General features: G+C 40.1%; 8 protein-coding genes, 1 tRNA gene and 1 rRNA gene. 3 read left to right on the top strand and 7 right to left on the bottom strand.

Features of this window, described 5'->3' with window-relative positions; all coding sequences use genetic code 11:
* Window positions 1–46 precede the first annotated feature (46 nt).
* On the bottom strand, window positions 47–1,510 hold the full coding sequence (locus JM84_RS12735; protein ID WP_013751595.1) for an aminoacyl-histidine dipeptidase: 1,464 nt from the start codon (window positions 1,508–1,510) through the stop codon (window positions 47–49).
* Window positions 1,511–1,553: 43 nt separating this feature from the next.
* The gene (locus JM84_RS12730; protein ID WP_013751596.1) at window positions 1,554–2,276 is read right to left on the bottom strand and encodes a CDP-alcohol phosphatidyltransferase family protein; all 723 of its coding nucleotides are present in this window, start codon (window positions 2,274–2,276) and stop codon (window positions 1,554–1,556) included.
* Window positions 2,277–2,399: 123 nt separating this feature from the next.
* On the opposite strand from JM84_RS12730, the gene JM84_RS12725 reads away from it, so the two are divergent.
* Window positions 2,400–3,467 (top strand): PorV/PorQ family protein, encoded by a 1,068-nt coding sequence (locus JM84_RS12725; RefSeq protein WP_144784651.1) that lies wholly within the window; start codon window positions 2,400–2,402, stop codon window positions 3,465–3,467.
* A gap of 304 nt (window positions 3,468–3,771) precedes the next feature.
* On the opposite strand, the gene JM84_RS12720 is transcribed toward JM84_RS12725, so the two are convergent.
* The 5 genes from JM84_RS12720 to thrS all read right to left on the bottom strand — a co-directional run bounded on the left by JM84_RS12720 (window position 3,772) and on the right by thrS (window position 15,816).
* Complete coding sequence (locus JM84_RS12720; protein WP_144784649.1) at window positions 3,772–12,282, bottom strand: T9SS type B sorting domain-containing protein; 8,511 nt, start codon at window positions 12,280–12,282, stop codon at window positions 3,772–3,774.
* Between the two features lie 235 nt (window positions 12,283–12,517).
* Window positions 12,518–12,862, bottom strand: a complete 345-nt coding sequence (gene rplT / locus JM84_RS12715; protein ID WP_013751599.1) for a 50S ribosomal protein L20 — start codon at window positions 12,860–12,862, stop codon at window positions 12,518–12,520.
* A 119-nt stretch (window positions 12,863–12,981) separates the two neighbouring features.
* Window positions 12,982–13,179 carry a 50S ribosomal protein L35 gene (gene rpmI / locus JM84_RS12710; RefSeq protein ID WP_013751600.1) on the bottom strand — a complete coding sequence of 66 codons (198 nt, stop codon included), beginning with the start codon at window positions 13,177–13,179 and terminating at the stop codon, window positions 12,982–12,984.
* Window positions 13,180–13,297: 118 nt separating this feature from the next.
* Entirely contained in the window at window positions 13,298–13,810 is a 513-nt protein-coding gene (infC, locus tag JM84_RS12705; protein WP_261375784.1) for a translation initiation factor IF-3, read from the bottom strand.
* Between the two features lie 59 nt (window positions 13,811–13,869).
* Window positions 13,870–15,816, bottom strand: a complete 1,947-nt coding sequence (gene thrS / locus JM84_RS12700; RefSeq protein ID WP_013751602.1) for a threonine--tRNA ligase — start codon at window positions 15,814–15,816, stop codon at window positions 13,870–13,872.
* A gap of 760 nt (window positions 15,817–16,576) precedes the next feature.
* Here thrS and JM84_RS12695 point away from each other — a divergent pair.
* Together JM84_RS12695 and JM84_RS12690 are read left to right on the top strand one after the other, a co-directional pair.
* Window positions 16,577–18,100 (top strand): 16S ribosomal RNA (locus tag JM84_RS12695).
* A gap of 212 nt (window positions 18,101–18,312) precedes the next feature.
* Window positions 18,313–18,386, top strand: a tRNA-Ile gene (locus tag JM84_RS12690).
* Window positions 18,387–18,483 lie beyond the last annotated feature (97 nt).

The raw sequence follows: 18,483 nt of genomic DNA, 5'->3' as shown, positions 1-18,483 counted from the left end.
ATGGCTAGCTTTTTTTTATCTAATGATTTGAAGAAATAATCAGCTGTTAAGCAACTGGTATATCTTTCAATATTTCTATTACAAAATCCCAGTACTTTTGAGCACTAGAGATGCTTGCTCTTTCATCGGGAGAATGCGCTCCCTTAATAGTAGGCCCAAAGGAAATCATATCCATCTCAGGATAATTCTGACCTAAGATACCACATTCAAGTCCTGCGTGACAAGCCGCTACATGTGGATTCTCATTATTGATCTCTTTATATTTTGCTTCTAGCACCTTTAAGATAGGACTCGCCATATTAGGAGCCCATCCTGGATAATCACCAGAAAGTGCTACGTCAAAGTTTGCAAGTTCAAACGTAGCTGTAATAGCATTTGCGAGATCATCCTTTGTGCTATCTACTGATGAGCGTGTAAGACAACCTATTTTTATAGATCCATCTTTTACAATCACTCTAGCTATATTATTAGAAGTTTCCACTAGATTTTCTATCTCTGGGCTCATTCTATAGACCCCATTATGAACTGCACTTATTGCTTTAATAAGCTCTTGTTGAGCTTCCATGTTCATTACATTATCAGGGTGATCTGTTTTCTCTGCGGTAATACTAAGGTTTTCTTCTAGCGAATTGTACTCTACTTGAATACCACTTGCCACATCCTGAAAATCTGCTTCAAAAGCTGCCAGCTGATTCTCATCTACTGCAATGATAGCTACACTTTCTCTTGGGATTGCATTTCTCAAACTTCCACCATCAATGCTTGAAATACGTATATCAAAATTTTCTGATGCACTGCGCAATAAGCGGTTCATCATTTTATTTGCATTACCAAGTCCCTTGATGATATCCATTCCAGAGTGACCTCCATTAAGACCATTTACAGTAACTTTATAAGCTACAAGACCATCATCTATTCCTTCTTCTGGGTAATTGCGAGTAGCTGTGATATCTACACCACCTGCACAACCTACACCTATCTCGTCATCTTCTTCTGTATCTAGATTAAGTAAGATGTCACCTTTAAGAATTCCTCCTTTAAGACCCATCGCCCCAGTCATACCTGTTTCCTCATCTATAGTAAATAATGCTTCTATAGCTGGATGTTCTATGGTGGTACTTTCAAGTACAGCCATTATTGTCGCCACTCCAAGACCGTTATCTGCTCCTAGTGTAGTTCCTTTTGCACGTACCCAGTCACCATCTACATACATCTCGATACCCTGATTATCAAAATCAAAATCGGTGTCATTATTTTTCTGATGTACCATGTCAAGATGCGACTGCATCACAATCATTTTCTTGTTCTCATGACCAGCAGTAGCAGGTTTTCTTATGATCACATTACCTACTTCGTCTTCTATTGTTTCTAAACCTAATTTTTTACCAAAGTCTTTCATAAACGCAATGACGCGCTCCTCCTTTTTTGAAGGACGAGGCACAGCATTTAGATCTGCAAATTTATTCCAGAGTGCCTTTGGGGCTAGATTTCTTATTTCTTGATTATCCATTTTCTAAGTTTTACACAAAGATAATGGCTACATAGATGAAAGACTACGCTTGCTCTTTAAAAACAATAGAAAGAAGGATGTACAGAATGATGATGATAGGTATCCCTAAAAACTGGAAGAACACAAGCAGTAACACACTTGCAAGTAAAAAGAGGTAACGCACTTTGTTTTCCCCAAAAGACCAGTTTTTAAACTTTAAAGCAAATAATGGAAGCTCTGCATTGAGCATAAAACAACTTAATGCGGTAAGTACTATAAGGGAGTATGGATTTTCTAATAACGCTTTCGCGAAAGCGTACTCTTCAAACATCAATATAAGAGGTAAGCTTAGTATAAACAAGGTATTTGCAGGAGTTGGAAGTCCTATAAACGAGTTAGTCTGACGATCATCTACATTGAACTTTGCAAGTCTATATGCCGAAGCCATCGTTATTGCAAAACCTATATAACCCAAGTGAAAGTGCTGCTCTTCTAGTGCCGCACCCCAAGGAATACCGCTAGCATCTTCTAGCAGTTGATACATAACCACTCCTGGCACAACACCGCTAGTAACCATATCTGCAAGAGAATCTAATTGTAATCCTACCTCACTTGAAGCATTAAGAATTCGTGCAAAAAAGCCGTCAAAAAAATCAAAGAAAATCCCAAGAGCTACAAATATCGCAGCAAGCTCTAGACGATCATTTACAGCAAAAACTACCGCAACACAACCGCTTAACAGATTACCCATTGTAATTGCATTAGGAACGTAACTCTTTATAGACATTGTTTAATTTTTAGTAAAAGTATGGAAGAATTTTCGACTAATATAGGCTTGTGCAATATCTAGCTCGTTTTATTGTTTACAATGTGTACTAAAAGTGGGATATTTGTCCCATAAATCCTGCTATTGAAAAAATCACTTTCTATACTATTTCTACTCATTTCAGTTACTGCTGTGTCACAAACGGTACGTAAATATTCGAATGAATTTTTAAATATTGGTGTTGATGCTGCCGCTCTTGGTATGAGTAATGCCGTTGTTGCTGGTACGAGTGATGTAAATGCAGGCTATTGGAATCCTGCAGGTTTAGTCAATCTAGAAGATAATCAGATCTCATTAATGCACGCCTCCTATTTTGCAAATATTGCAAATTATGATTACATCGCTTTTGCAAAACCTCTTGATGATAGAAGCGCCATAGGTATTTCTGTAATACGTTTTGGAGTTGATGATATTTTAAATACTACCCAACTTATAGACGATCAAGGAAACATAGATTACAATCGTATCAGTCTATTTTCTACTGCAGATTATGCTTTTACTGTGTCTTATGCAAGAGCATTACCGCTAGATGGTTTTAATCTAGGTGTGAATGCAAAAGTGGTACGTCGTGTGATAGGTGATTTTGCAAACAGCTGGGGTTTTGGCCTTGATGTAGGGTTACAATGGAAAAAAGGAGATTGGGATTTTGGAGTTATGGCTCGAGACATCACCACTACAGTAAACGCGTGGAGTATTGATGAAGATGAGTTTGCTACCATAAGCGATGCCGTCGAAGGTCAAAATCAAGACTTACCAGAAAGTACAGAAATCACCATCCCTAAACTTCAAGTAGGATTCGGTCGCCAGTGGATTTTTCATTATGATTACTCCTTACGTGCAGAACTAGATATGAATTTTAGATTTGCGCAAACTAATGACATTATATCATCGTCTGCCGTAAGTGCAACACCTGCCTTGGGCCTAGAGTTTGGCTATGCAGAACTTGTTTATGTGAGAGCTGGCTTTGGTAATTTCCAAGAACTTACTGCTCTTGATAACTCTACGTCTATAGGTTTTCAGCCTAACATAGGTGTAGGATTCAAGTACAAGGGAATTCATGTAGATTATGCTCTTACAGATATAGGTGACCAGAGCGCCGCTATTTATTCTAACGTGTTTTCTGTAAAGTTAGATTGGGAGCTTTTTAGATAGCTTTTTCCTTTCCCTCAGGGCGTGCCCCTATCCTTCATTCATTTCATTCTTGAAGTTTAGTGACCGGGCTATACGTTCATACGCTTCGTGATGCTGCGCTATCGCTCCACAACACTGCAGGGTAACCACTGCTATCCCTCACGCACGTAATTAAAGGTTATCCATGTATTATAAAGTACTAAAACTTGCTTAAACGCTAAGATTACTTAGCAGATAACTGATATATTTCTATTCTAAACATCAATACATAAAAAAGCCCCCAGTATCATATACTGAGGGCTTTTTAAATCTAGATGATGATTGTTTATCGCTTCAATGTAAAGTGTCCGTTTACGGTTCTTTGTGTTCCTAGCTCGTCTACTTCTGTAAACTCTACGCGGAACCAGTAATCGTTTGATGGCATAGGTTGTCCATTAAAAGTACCGTCCCATCCTGCACCTACTGGGCTGATTTGCTTTAGGAGTTTTCCATATCTATCAAAGATGAAAATCTTTGCGTTTAAGTTTGGTGCTACTCCCAGTCCTATGATATTCCATGTATCATGGAAACCATCTGCATTTGGTGTGAAGAATCTTGGGTAATCAATTATCCCTATCTCTACTTCTGATACGCTACAGTTACCACTCGCCAGTCTTCCAAAAACAGTGTGTGTCCCCGGTGTTACTCCTGTAAAAGTAGTACTACTCTGGAACGGCCCATCATCTATCGCAAACTCATATGCTGAAGCGACATCTGCTCCTGTAACATTAATTACTTCTACCGTGTATAATCCGCTATTGTTAAAGGAAGATTCTACTACGACCGCTTCAAAAACGGGTGCGCTCTCTGCGCTATATACCGCTTCTGCCACATAATCACAGCTTGTACCATCTCCATAAGTAGCGGTAATCATTACTTGATACGTCCCTGCAGCATCAATAGTCACCTCAGGGTTTAGTGATACCAATGCGCCGTCACGTGTCCAAGCATAACTATAAGTAACCCCAATCTGCGGACTCTCCACCGTACCATCAATGATAAACGGATTAAGCGCTTCGCCTGTAATTTCATCTACACAAATCTGTCCGCCTTCATTAGTTAAGTTGGTGTATGGCAACGGTTGTACAAATATCTCAAAACTCTCTATCGTGCTACTCTCACAGCTACTTGCAGTGTTTACCGCTCTAGCATAAATCACCTGCGGATTTATGGTGTTTTCAAAAGCACTAGGAGTAGCAATCGCATTTGTCATCGCCTGCGCATCTGCAAGGCTAGTATAATAACTTACGGAAGTTGCGGCTACGTTTCCAGTGATGACAGCGTTTTGCTGAGTAAGATCAAAAGTTGCCGTACTCTGCTCTGGCGCGATATTTACTCCAAAATCGTCTGCACATTGCACGATATTATCTGCTGGGAATACTTCTGGACGTGATTCTACCGTAAAGATGATGCTGGTAAAATTCACACATCCTGTCGTCGCATTTTCTATACGTACAAATAATTCCTGATTATCTGCCACCGTATATGGCGAGCTAAGCGCTGCTGCATTTGCTGCCGCTTGCACCTCTAGTTCATGGTAAGTGATCATAAAATCACTGGTTACCTGCGGCGCAGCAAGTAATCCAGCCAAATCTGCGAGGGTTGTTAAATCGACACTTCCCATCGAGTCATCACCATCAAATTCTTCACAGAAGGTATAATCTACAGGTCCAGCTTCTGCCAAGATCGGTAGCGGGTTTACCACTACTTCAAAAGGAACAACTACAAAACATAGATTTCCGTCGCTATCCAAGTCACTATCGCCTGGCACATCACGTTCCACTCGTGCGTATAATGTTTGGTTGCCAGTCACGGTATTGATAAACGCAGTCACATCTGCAATGGCTAGCGTGGTGTCTTCTGGGTTCGCTTCCGCGAAAGCGAGCTCTGTATACACCGTTACATTCACAGGTTCAGCTCCAGCAATCTGCGCGATAGCAGGTGTTAAGTCAAAGACTTCAAAACCATCTGTTGCCGAACCTGAACCTGCATCAATCACTCCATCACCATCAGTGTCAATATCTGTAGTCGTATCACACACTTCAAGCGCATCTGGGTTGGTATTTGGCGTTGGCAGTGGTAACACTTCAATATTAAAGGTCGTTCCATCACTACATCCTGCTGGGCTTGATACTACTGCCTGGATGGTCTGAGGATTTAAAACATTTGTATACGCCGAAGGATCTGCAATAGGAGTTCCTGCATTCAAAGCTGCAAGACTCTCATAATACGTCACCGTAAGCAGCGGATCACCACCAGTGAGACTGGCTTGGTTTACGCTTAAGTCAAATACGGTAAAAGTATCTGTATCATCATCACAAATCATCAGGTCTAGCTCATCACCATTCGGGTTTGCCGTAGGTGGTGTCTCAACTGATATCTCAAAAGAACCAATGGCAGCACATATATTTGGAGAGCCGTCACTTACTTGTAATCTTACCCAGATAGTTTCTAGTGGTGTTATCTGTGTTGCTGTATAAGCGGTAGGGTTTACAATTGGATTGATTCCCAAATCAGCATCTGCTTGTGTATTATGGTAGGTAATGACAAGGGTTGCTGGATCTTGCGTTCCTATAATCGCAGCCTCATTTTGAGTAAGGTCAATAACCTCCATTAAATCATTGTTATCATCACATGCTGCAAGGGTTGCTAGTGTTGCTGGAAGCTCTGGAATAGGGAATACAATAAGTTCAAACTCATAGATCTTCGTACAACTTGTGGCTGTGGTAGCATCCGTGTCTTGTGCAACGACATACAGCGAAGTCATTCCTGAAATGTTATTATAAGGAACCGTAATATCTATCTGACCTGCTCCTGTATCTGCCGATGCATTATCTAAGGTCTCATAAAAACGTAAGGCTACATTCGTTACTGTTGCTAGTAAGTCGTCATTATATTGCTGCAGGTCAAATGCTCCAAAGCCATCATTATCTTCATCACAAGCTACTGCCGCTGGTAATGGCTCTCCAATGACTGGCAGTGGATTCACCTGAAGGTCTACCGTAGTTTGAGCACCACACATTCCTGCCTGATCACTTGTAACTAAAATGAAAATGGTCTGCGGACTCATGCCTGTATTTATATAGGCTGTTGGGGTCATGATAGCATTGGTTGCCCCAGCATCTAAGTCGGCTTGCGACTCATAATAGCTAACACTTAAAGTGGTGTCTCCTCCAGTAATTAAAGTATCAAGGCTCGTTAAATCAAAACTTGTAATCCCATCAGTATCGTTGCCTACCAGTGCTCCTGCGCTATCGCACTGCTCAAAAACTCCAGGAGGTGTGATTACTGGAATCATCGCTATGTTTAGATTGAAAGTGCCAACGACCGTACATCCTGTAGTTGTATTTTCTAGACGCACCCAGATTGGCGTGGTTGGCGCACTTGCTAAATAGTTCAGCGGATCGGCAACTGGCATATCACTTGCACTTCCTACCATCGCTTCTGCGCTGGCAAGGGTTTCATGATAGGTAAGGGTAACATCAGCAGTGGTTTGTGTTCCTAGAACAATTGCATCGTTTTGAGTAAGATCAAAAAGCGCTTGTCCATCTTCATTATCATCGCAAGAGGTTAAATCTGGGATTACTGTAGGAAGTACAGGTGCTGGTTGTACGGTAAGTACTAGTTCGATAACACGGTAACACTGGGTTGCTGTTGCTGGGTCCGTATCGGTTGCTCGTACGTATATTGTTCTAGATACAGTCTCATAAGCTGCAGGAGTTGCTATCGATGGACTACCCAATTCCGCGGAAGCGAGTGTCTCATGAAAAGTGAGTGACATAAACGTCTCTCCATTGATAATATCTGCAGTTACTTGACCTGTAAGATCAAATACTGCGTCTCCATCATTATCTACATCTCCATCGTTTGCCATGGTATCACATTCTTCTACCGCTGCAATAGTGGTAGGTGATGGTAATGGGTTTACCACTAACGTAAGGGTGGTGGTTTCAAAACAGCTAGTTACTATATTTTCTACTCTAGCAAAAATAGTTTGGTTAGCCATCACGGTATTTTGATATACATCTGGAAGCGCTGGCGCACCTGCATCGGCATCACCTTGGGTAAGGTGATAGCTCACTGCCCAGTCATCATTACCTCCAGTAATCTCATCATCACGGCTACGAAGATCAAAACTTGCAAACTCATCGGTATCACTACCGCTCTCTAGATCATCACAAAGCTCATATTCGGCGGGTTGTACCGGAGTAGGCAGCGGATTTACAACAAGAGAAAGGGTCGCTATGTTACTACAAAAAGTAGCTGTGGTCGTTGGTTGCGCCGTATCTGTCACCACTGCAAAAACAGTTGCCGTATTGCTGGTGTAAGCGCTAGGAGCTGCGATGGCAGGAGTTCCAGCTTCCGCGGAAGCGAGAGAAGAAAACCATTCCACACTATGAGTTGCAGGATCTAAACTTCCTAAAATATTTACTACCTGCGTGCTTAAATCAAAAATCTGTAGTCCGTCGCTATTATCGTCACAAAGCGTAAAAGGAGTTGGGTTTTCATTAGGCATCGGTCTGTTAAGTACTCTCAGCGTAAGTGGTGTCGTGTCATAACAACCTATCGCATTAAACACACGAGCAAAAATGATTTGCTCAAAAGGGTCGTTGTTGATATACATTGCTGCGTCCAGCTCTTGACCTACAGGTGCATTATCTGCATCTGCTTGGGTGAGGTAGTAGGCAACATTTAAACTAGGGTCACCACCAGTGATTTCGGCATCTCTAGAAGAAAGTACAAAAAAGTCAAATACACCATCATTATCATCATCACAAGCCTCATAATCGGCTGGAGTGACAGCCACAGGCACTGGGAAGCTACGGATGCTCATACTCGTCGTTGAAAAACAAGCTGTTATATTATTAGTCACACGTACCCCTACAATCTGAGGATTGCTCGTGGTGGTAAACATCGTGCTATCTGGAATACTTGCATCGCCAGTAGTAGCGCCAGCAGCGTCCAAGTGATAGGTTACCGTGAGATTTGCATTAAAACCACTAGTGATTTCGGCATCTTTTTGAGAAAGATCAACCGTGGTAAATCCATCTACTACACCATCATCATCACACACTTGAAGCTCTGATGGCGTAATTGCCACAGGATTTTGATTCACAATAATCTCAAAGTTCATTGCTGTATCAAACGTCGTACACGTGCTGCTTGTACTTCTTAGACTATAGAAAATAGTCTGCGGGTTACTACTATTTGAAAAAGAGGCAGGACTTGCAATCGCCACAGGAGGCGTAGCCGTATAAGCTGCAATGCTCTCATAAAAAGTAACTTCTAGATCTGCATCTCCACCAGTAATTTCTGCTACATGCTGCGTTAAATCAAAAGTAGCAGCATTGGCTACAGCAGAACAGGTTTCAATACTACTGATGGTAGGTAAGAATGTTGGGTTGGGGGTGACGGTGAGTTGTATATGCATACCTAAACCACGACAGTCATTTGCAGTGTCACCATCTACGCGTACCCAAATATTTTGGTTACCACTATTATCAGTGAGATTTAGGTTATTAGTATAAGAATCTATGATACTATTAAGTGAACTAATTTCAGTCTCTGCTTCTTGCTGTGTTTCATAATAACTGACTGTAAGCATTTGCCCTACAGGAAAAAGCGCTAGGATTTGTGCCGTCGCGTCCGAAAAATTAAAAATTGCTTCACCATCATTGTCCGTGTCGCATTCAAAATATTCTAATAGAAACGTATCAGGTATCTCAGAGGTGTCAACCTCAAGATTAATTTGTCCCTGAAGAATACAGCCATTTGAAGTAGTAACGGTTACAAATATAGACTCATTATTTACGGTTTGATTTGTATAGCTGGTAGGGAATGATATTGGATTATTACCAGAGTCAAAGTAAGTAAAGGTTTCATTTTGCCGATTAAGGCTTAAAAGTGATTCAGCTTCGGTCAAGTTAAATAGAGCAAATCCGTCTGTGTCAGTATCACATTGACTAAGTAAGACTGGTGTCGCGATTACCGGAAGTGGCGCTACTACAATATCAAAAGTGGTCATAGCAAAACAAGAATCATTCTGATTATTTGAAACCCGTGCAGTTATACTTTGTCCACCAGCATCTGTATTGTAAAATGTAGACGGCAAGGGATTTGAATTTGATGTTGCGTCATTTAGGTTAGCGTGGTAGCTTACATTAAATACGGAGGGGTTTTGGCCATCCAGAATTACTGAATTTAAAGTAAGAAAATCAAAATTTGCAAAGCCGTTGGTGTCACTTCCATCAATCGAATTATCACAGACAATATAATCTCCTGGATGTACAGCAGTAGCTTGAGGGATGATATTCACAGTAATATCTGTAAACTGAGCGCATAAGTTATTATCTGAATTATAGATTCTAGCCGTTATAGTATCAGTTCCATTGACATTAAAAGTAGTTGGGTCAGCAATAATATTAGTGCCACTGATCGCATCACCATTAGTAGGGTAGTAGTCAATATTGAATGTTGAAGCATCTTGACTACCAAGTACTATAGAAGATAAATCTGTTAAATCAATTATTTCAACTCCATCACCTGATAGATCATCACAAATATTTTGAGTGGTAACAGCATTAGCCGTAGGTTGTGCATCTACAAATAGAGGTATTGCGATTGTGTCAAAACACGAGTTATTAAAATTATTTTCAATTCTTGCATACACTGTTGTACTAGAAGTCTCAAAAGCCGAAGGATTAGAAAAGGATAATACGTTATCTATAGCTTGCTGTTCAGTTGTGTGCCAAGTTATGCTAAAGCTTGTTTCGCTTTGTGTCCCTAGAATAGTTGTTTCAGTAAGAGTCTCTAAATCAAATATTGCAATTCCATCATTTGTAATATCATCACAAATTCTTATTGTAGGTACAAGATTTGCAACAGCTTCGTCACTTATGGTGACTGTAAAGCTTAATTCTTCTGGGCATAAATCTGGACCTCCAAAATTCTCATCATAAACAAATATTGTCGTAGTAGCTGTTATAGGTACAGTCCAGTCTATAACTGTTGTTGTCATATCTGATTGTAGTCCGCTAAAGTATTGAGGGGCGTTGAGAAAATTTCCCGAAAGGGTAGAAGGGGCAGTAAGAATGTATGACTCGCAAGCATCAATATCATTTATAGGGTCTAATGATGGATTATTAATAAGAGTAATTGCAATATCGATATCTATTGGGTCGCAATCTCCAATAGCACTGTAATTATAAATAAGTGAAGGATTTGAAACAGGATCTGTTATTGGATCAAAAATATTTGTACCACTATCTAATGGAGGTGTCCATACTCCTCCAGATGGTGGGTTTCCATTGAAACGCTCAAGTAAATCAATAGGTCCTGCTTGAGAACAAATATCAGTAGTAGTATCTTCTGGGGTTACTGAGAATCCTGAATAATATCCAGCAAATCCTGCAGATTGAAATCCGCCAAACAAACCTGCTGCAATAGGACCATCTGCAATAATCTGTGCATCTCCATTGAGACCACTTACGTAATATGTTTCCCAGTCTGGCGTTCCGGGATTAGCTAGCGCGGTAGAGATGTCTAGTGTATTACCATTTACAGTGACTGTATTTCCTACTCTAGAAGTAATTAAAATGTCTCCTGTAAAATTTTCAAAATTACCAGGGTATATTTCTCGCACAGCTGGAATTAAATCAACAGTGTTTTGAAAAAAACAACTCAAAGGTGGTATAAAATTCATTCCTGGCGTCGCACTAGGAAAATTATTGCCATTTCCAGCAAAGGGATCGTCATTAGTACCTGATCTGCCCGCTAGCATCTGGTAAACATAAATTGTCTTAGAGGGATCGTTGGTTGTAACATACATATTTCTATGTTGCACATTTGCATCAGGGAGGTAATAACTAGGGCTTTCTAAATAAATAAAGTCTCCTGCATTAGCTATAGTCCCCACAAGATTCCCATTCACGTAAATATCAGTATTGTCGTGATTTGCTATTATTAATGGAACTTCAGAACTATCATTACCACCTCCTCGTATAAGCATATATTCAAAACCTGTAGAACTTTCATCCACAATTTGATCAATCAACATATCAGAAAACAGATTTGCATATTGACCTTGATAGAAGTTTCCGTTTAAGTTTCCAGAGTTTACTACAATAGGCTTATCAGATTCTAACAGCGCACCTATAAAACCTTCACTATTTGCTATAGTTCCACTATATCCAGATACTACAAAAGTTTCTCCTGCATTAAGAATAGTAGAGGGGTTTAAACCGTTTTCAAAAATCATATTGGCAGTATCATAATCTGAGAAGGAGATGGTAGTATTATCTTCAGTAGCCATTACACTAGCAAAAAAACTATGAGAACCATTTGTTTCTAGTAGGCGTGCACTTCCTAATCTAAAACGTTGCCCCAGCGCATCTTCTCCTTTGGCAGTTAAATACCCAGCGTGATTTGTTACAAAAGTTCTAAGACTTACATATATCAAATCATCTGCTTCTATAATGATCCCCTTTCCTTGTAGAGCGGAGTTGAGCTCGGTATTATCAACAAGTATTGGAGAATTGTTAAACACATCTATTTCGTAAAAATCTGTAGCGCCACTCCATATCTGATGGGTTGATAGAAGGGTTCCATTACCACTAGATATAGTTACGTTAATTGGAGTAGTTGCATCACCATTTGGGGTAGACAAATAGATGGTTGCATTAGAAACACCCACTCGAGAATGTAGAGGTGGTATGTAATGAGTGTTGCCTAGTTGAGCACTAAGTGATATAAAGGAAAATAGAAATAATACAAGTAAAGAGTAATTTTTAATCTGCATAGCCTTCAGTTGGATGCTGTGAAGCCTTTAAAAATAACAATATAATTGGCTAACTGACTCTTTGCAAGACTTAAAATTATGATTATTGATACATAGCTTTACTGTAAGCTTTAGCGAAAATGTGATTACTCAGTATTATTAGTGAATGTTATAGATGTTTTTTAAAACAAAAAGTCCTGCTCTTTGAGCAGGACTTTTTAATAAGTGAGATGTATTATTAAATGAGGCTCGCGCCTTACTTTACTTTATTGATTACTGCTTCAAACGCTTCTGGGTGGTTCATAGCAAGATCTGCAAGCACCTTACGGTTAAGCTCGATTCCATTTGCTTTTACTTTCCCCATAAACTGAGAATAAGACATACCGTGCATACGAGCACCCGCATTAATACGAGTAATCCATAATGAACGGAAATTTCTTTTATTCTGACGACGGTCTCTATATGCATAAGACATTGCTTTGTCTACTGCATTTTTTGCTACTGTCCAAACGTTTTTACGTCTTCCAAAGTAACCTTTGGCTTGCTTCATCACCTTTTTTCTACGGGCTCTTTTAGCAACTGAATTTACTGATCTAGGCATAATTTAATGTGTTTTTGTAGCAGGCGGTACACGCTGTATACTCTTTTGTTCTCTCTCTTAAGCGGAGAGAAGGCCATACTCCAGGGTTTAAAAATATTTGTTTTAACCGGTTAAACGGATTACTTAAGATTAAGCATCAATTTAACATTACTCGTATCTGCATCGTGCACAAGGCCATCATGCGTTAACGCAAGCTTACGCTTTTTAGATTTTTTAGTCAAAATGTGACTCTTAAAAGCGTGCTTTCTTTTGATTTTACCAGTTCCGGTAAGCTTGAAACGCTTCTTAGCACTGGATTTTGTTTTCATTTTAGGCATCTGTTCCTATTTTTTAAATTATCTCACTTATTTTCTTACTAAACCCTCCTGACTCAAAAGAGTAGGAGGGTTTTATGTCTAGCTGCTATATACTAACAACTTATGCTTGTAGGCAAGCTTATTTTTTCTTAGGAGCGATGAACATTGTCATACGCTTTCCTTCTAGTCTCGGGAGTTGTTCTACTTTTCCTAATTCTTCTAGCTCTTGTGCTAGCCTTAGAAGTAGTATTTCTCCTTGATCCTTATAGATGATAGAACGACCTTTAAAGAATACATAAGCTTTAAGTTTTGCTCCTTCTTTAAGGAACTTTTCAGCATGCTTCTTTTTAAATTCGTAATCGTGATCGTCTGTCTGCGGACCAAAACGTATTTCTTTGATAATCACTTTTGAGGCTTTTGCCTTAATTACCTTCTCGCGCTTCTTTTGCTCATATACAAACTTTTTATAGTCTATAATTTTACAAACCGGCGGTGCGGCATTAGGTGATATCTCTACAAGATCTAGCTCTAATTCTGCAGCTAATGCTTGTGCTTTTTGGATAGGGTAAATCCCTACTTCCACGTTCTCTCCCACGAGTCGTACTTCTTTGGCACGAATCTTTTGGTTGATTTTGTGTTGGTCTTCCTTAATGATCCTAGCAGGACCTCTCGATCTTTTTCTACGTATTGCTATGGCGTTTCTATTTTAAATTAAACTTCAAATGTTTTTATTGTGGATGCTATCTCGGCGTTTACCATTTTCGCGAAAGCGTCTATAGTCATACTACCTAAATCCTCACCACCATGTCTTCTTACAGATATTGTGCCATCATTTTCTTCTTGCTCTCCTATGATAATCATAAACGGAAGTTTTTGCATTTCTGCTTCCCGTATTTTCTTACCCATAGTCTCACCGCGGTTATCTATAATAGCGCGAATTTCGTGATTTTCAAGCAAAGTTAAAACATTCTGAGCATATTTCTCGTATTTCTCACTCAATGTCAAAATAGTGGCCTGCTGTGGCATTAACCAAAGTGGGAAGTTTCCTCCCGTGTGCTCTAGTAAAATTGCGATAAAACGCTCCATACTTCCAAAGGGTGCACGGTGAATCATCACAGGGCGATGCATTTCATTATCACTACCTTTGTATTGCAATTCAAAACGTTCTGGCAAGTTGTAATCTACTTGTATGGTGCCTAGTTGCCAGCTACGACCAAGAGCATCCTTAACCATAAAGTCAAGCTTTGGTCCGTAAAAAGCTGCTTCACCAGTTTCAACAACATAGTTAAGTCCTTTAGCTTTGGCAGCATTAAGGATAGCGTTTTCTGCTTTCACCCAGTTCTCATCTGCTCCTATATATTTTTCTGGTTTTTCTGGGTCACGTAAAGAAACTTGCGCTGTAAAGTTTTCAAAACCTAGAGATCCAAATACATAAAGCACTAAGTCTATAACTTTCATAAACTCTTCATCCAGTTGATCTGGTGTACAGAATATATGTGCATCATCTTGAGTAAAACCACGTACACGAGTTAGTCCGTGAAGTTCGCCAGATTGCTCATAGCGGTATACAGTCCCAAATTCTGCAAAACGTTTAGGTAGTTCCTTGTAACTCCAAGGGCGGCTATTATATATCTCACAGTGATGAGGGCAGTTCATAGGTTTAAGTAAAAACTCTTCCCCTTCGTTAGGTGTAAGTATAGGTTGGAAGCTATCTGCACCGTATTTTTCATAGTGACCAGATGTTTCATAAAGTTCCTTTTGTCCTATATGTGGAGATACTACCATCTCATAGCCTTGCTTTTTCTGTGCAGCCTTAAGAAAGTTTTCAAGACGCTCACGTAGCGCAGCTCCTTTAGGTAACCATAATGGTAGACCTTGACCCACGCGTTGAGAAAAAGTAAAAAGTTCAAGCTCTTTACCTAGTTTTCTGTGATCGCGTTTTTTTGCTTCTTCTATTAATTCTAAGTACTCCTTGAGATCTTTTTGTTTTGGGAACGATGTTCCATAAACACGAGTAAGTTGTGGTTTGTTCTCATCACCTCTCCAGTAAGCTCCGGCAACACTCATTATCTTTACAGCCTTGATGATTCCTGTATTCGGAATGTGACCACCACGGCATAAGTCTGTAAAATCATCATGATCACAGAAGGTGATTGTTCCATCTTCTAGGTTCTCGATAAGTTCTACCTTAAACTCGTTGCCTTCTGCTTTGTATTTATCTAGAGCCTCTTGCTTAGTGACAGAGCGCAAGCTAAAATCGTGTTTACCTCTAGCGATTTCAAGCATTTTGTCTTCTATAGACTTAAAATCCTTGTCAGATATAGTTTGGTCACCTAGATCAACATCATAATAGAAGCCATTTTCGATGGCTGGTCCTATAGTAAGTTTTGCTCCAGGATATAATTTTAAAATTGCTTGAGCCAGTACGTGTGAAGAAGAGTGACGAAAAGCTGTCTTTCCTTCATCATCATTCCAGGTAAAAAGTGTGATCGAACCATCTTCGGTAAGTGGGGTAGAGGTCTCAACCGTTTGCCCGTTAAATTTTGCCGAAATTACATTACGCGCCAGTCCTTCACTGATGCTCTTTGCGACGTCCATAGGAGTAGCTCCCTTGTCCATCTGTTTTACATTGCCATCTGGCAAAGTGATATTGATCATAGTTCGATTGTTTAAAGGCGCAAAGATAGTATCTTCAATGAAGGTTTACAATATATATTACATTCTGTTTGACTATATAATAAGGAGAAAGATTGTTTCGCTTTCGCGAAAATTTGAAATACAATAACTGCTTTGTTTTCATTTGATTAGGGGTTTTTGGGTGGTTTTAGGAGGTCTATTTTGAGATAATTTTAAATATTTTGATATTTATTCTTGTCAGATTAGAACTTCGGTGTATCTTTGCCACCCGCTTAACAGCAAGCGGTTGTTCTTTTAAATGTCTCAAAAAGTTTATTTTTATTTCTTCAAATTATTTTTAAAAAGATAGTTTGTGATTAGGAAAAAGGTTGTAGTTTTGCAGCCGCTAACAAATGAAGGTTATTTGGGAGTTATGTTCATTGCAATTGTTACTTAGTTTTAGAGGTTGAAAATTAAATTTTCAATTATTTTTAAGATTAAGTTGTGAGTTTAAAAAACAGTTGTATATTTGCACCCGCTTAGAGAAACAGTAACATATCTAGCGAAGTTCAAAATTTTTTATTGAGATGTTTTGGAAGATTAGTTATTCTAATTTGAGGTTCGAATCCTTAGCATTTACAAGAGTTTTCTATTATTAATAGTGGTAGAGAAAGTTCATTGATTTATTGAATTGACAGCGCGTATTAATACCTTCGGGTATTATTACAAAGAATTTGAAAACTAGAAGTTTATTATTGACCAGATATTTCGAGTCGTGAGGAGTTAAATTTATTTACAATACACGATGAAGAGTTTGATCCTGGCTCAGGATGAACGCTAGCGGCAGGCTTAACACATGCAAGTCGAGGGGTAACAGAGGTAGCTTGCTACTTGCTGACGACCGGCGCACGGGTGCGTAACGCGTATAGAATCTACCTTATACTGGGGGATAGCCTTTGGAAACGAAGATTAATACCCCATAGTATGTTTGAATGGCATCATTTGGACATTAAAGTTTCGGCGGTATAAGATGACTATGCGTTCTATTAGTTTGTTGGTAAGGTAACGGCTTACCAAGACTACGATAGATAGGGGTCCTGAGAGGGAGATCCCCCACACTGGTACTGAGACACGGACCAGACTCCTACGGGAGGCAGCAGTGAGGAATATTGGACAATGGAGGCAACTCTGATCCAGCCATGCCGCGTGTAGGAAGACTGCCCTATGGGTTGTAAACTACTTTTATATGGGAAGAATAAGGTCTACGTGTAGACTGATGACGGTACCATAAGAATAAGCACCGGCTAACTCCGTGCCAGCAGCCGCGGTAATACGGAGGGTGCAAGCGTTATCCGGAATCATTGGGTTTAAAGGGTCCGTAGGCGGGCATATAAGTCAGTGGTGAAAGTCTGTGGCTCAACCATAGAATTGCCATTGATACTGTATGTCTTGAATTATTGTGAAGTGGTTAGAATATGTAGTGTAGCGGTGAAATGCTTAGAGATTACATAGAATACCGATTGCGAAGGCAGATCACTAACAATATATTGACGCTGATGGACGAAAGCGTAGGTAGCGAACAGGATTAGATACCCTGGTAGTCTACGCCGTAAACGATGGATACTAGTTGTTTGGCCTTCGGGCTGAGTGACTAAGCGAAAGTGATAAGTATCCCACCTGGGGAGTACGTTCGCAAGAATGAAACTCAAAGGAATTGACGGGGGCCCGCACAAGCGGTGGAGCATGTGGTTTAATTCGATGATACGCGAGGAACCTTACCAGGGCTTAAATGTAGATTGACAGGACTAGAGATAGTTTTTTCTTCGGACAATTTACAAGGTGCTGCATGGTTGTCGTCAGCTCGTGCCGTGAGGTGTCAGGTTAAGTCCTATAACGAGCGCAACCCCTGTGGTTAGTTGCCAGCGAGTAATGTCGGGAACTCTAGCCAGACTGCCGGTGCAAACCGTGAGGAAGGTGGGGATGACGTCAAATCATCACGGCCCTTACGTCCTGGGCCACACACGTGCTACAATGGTAGGGACAGAGAGCAGCCACTGGGCGACCAGGAGCGAATCTATAAACCCTATCTCAGTTCGGATTGGAGTCTGCAACTCGACTCCATGAAGCTGGAATCGCTAGTAATCGGATATCAGCCATGATCCGGTGAATACGTTCCCGGGCCTTGTACACACCGCCCGTCAAGCCATGGAAGCTGGGGGTACCTGAAGTCCGTCACCGTAAGGAGCGGCCTAGGGTAAAACTGGTAACTAGGGCTAAGTCGTAACAAGGTAGCCGTACCGGAAGGTGCGGCTGGAACACCTCCTTTCTAGAGCTTGTCCCTGTTATTGTGCGTTATGTATTTATATGTAACAATACCAATAATACACAGCAAACGACTTACGACCGAAAGGTTAAAATAGGTTTTAGTTTTCAATAGCTGTCGATTTAATTTTAATAAACAAGTAAATAGTAGTTAGACTTTAGTATTGAGTTTTTTACTTAAGACTATTACTTAACAACTATAGATTGTTTAATTACAGTCTCATAGCTCAGCTGGTTAGAGCGCTACACTGATAATGTAGAGGTCGGCAGTTCGAGTCTGCCTGAGACTACTGGTTAATAACTAGGCATATTTTAAAAGATGTGTTTGATTGTTAGTTGTGCTTTCGCGAAAGCTTAATAAATCGCGATGTTCATTGTATTACATTT

The sequence above is a fragment of the Dokdonia sp. Hel_I_63 genome (assembly GCF_007827285.1).
Taxonomy (GTDB): Bacteria; Bacteroidota; Bacteroidia; order Flavobacteriales; family Flavobacteriaceae; genus Dokdonia.
The sequence above is the reverse complement of the archived record's forward strand: the minus strand, read 5'-3'. Positions and strand labels throughout refer to the sequence as shown.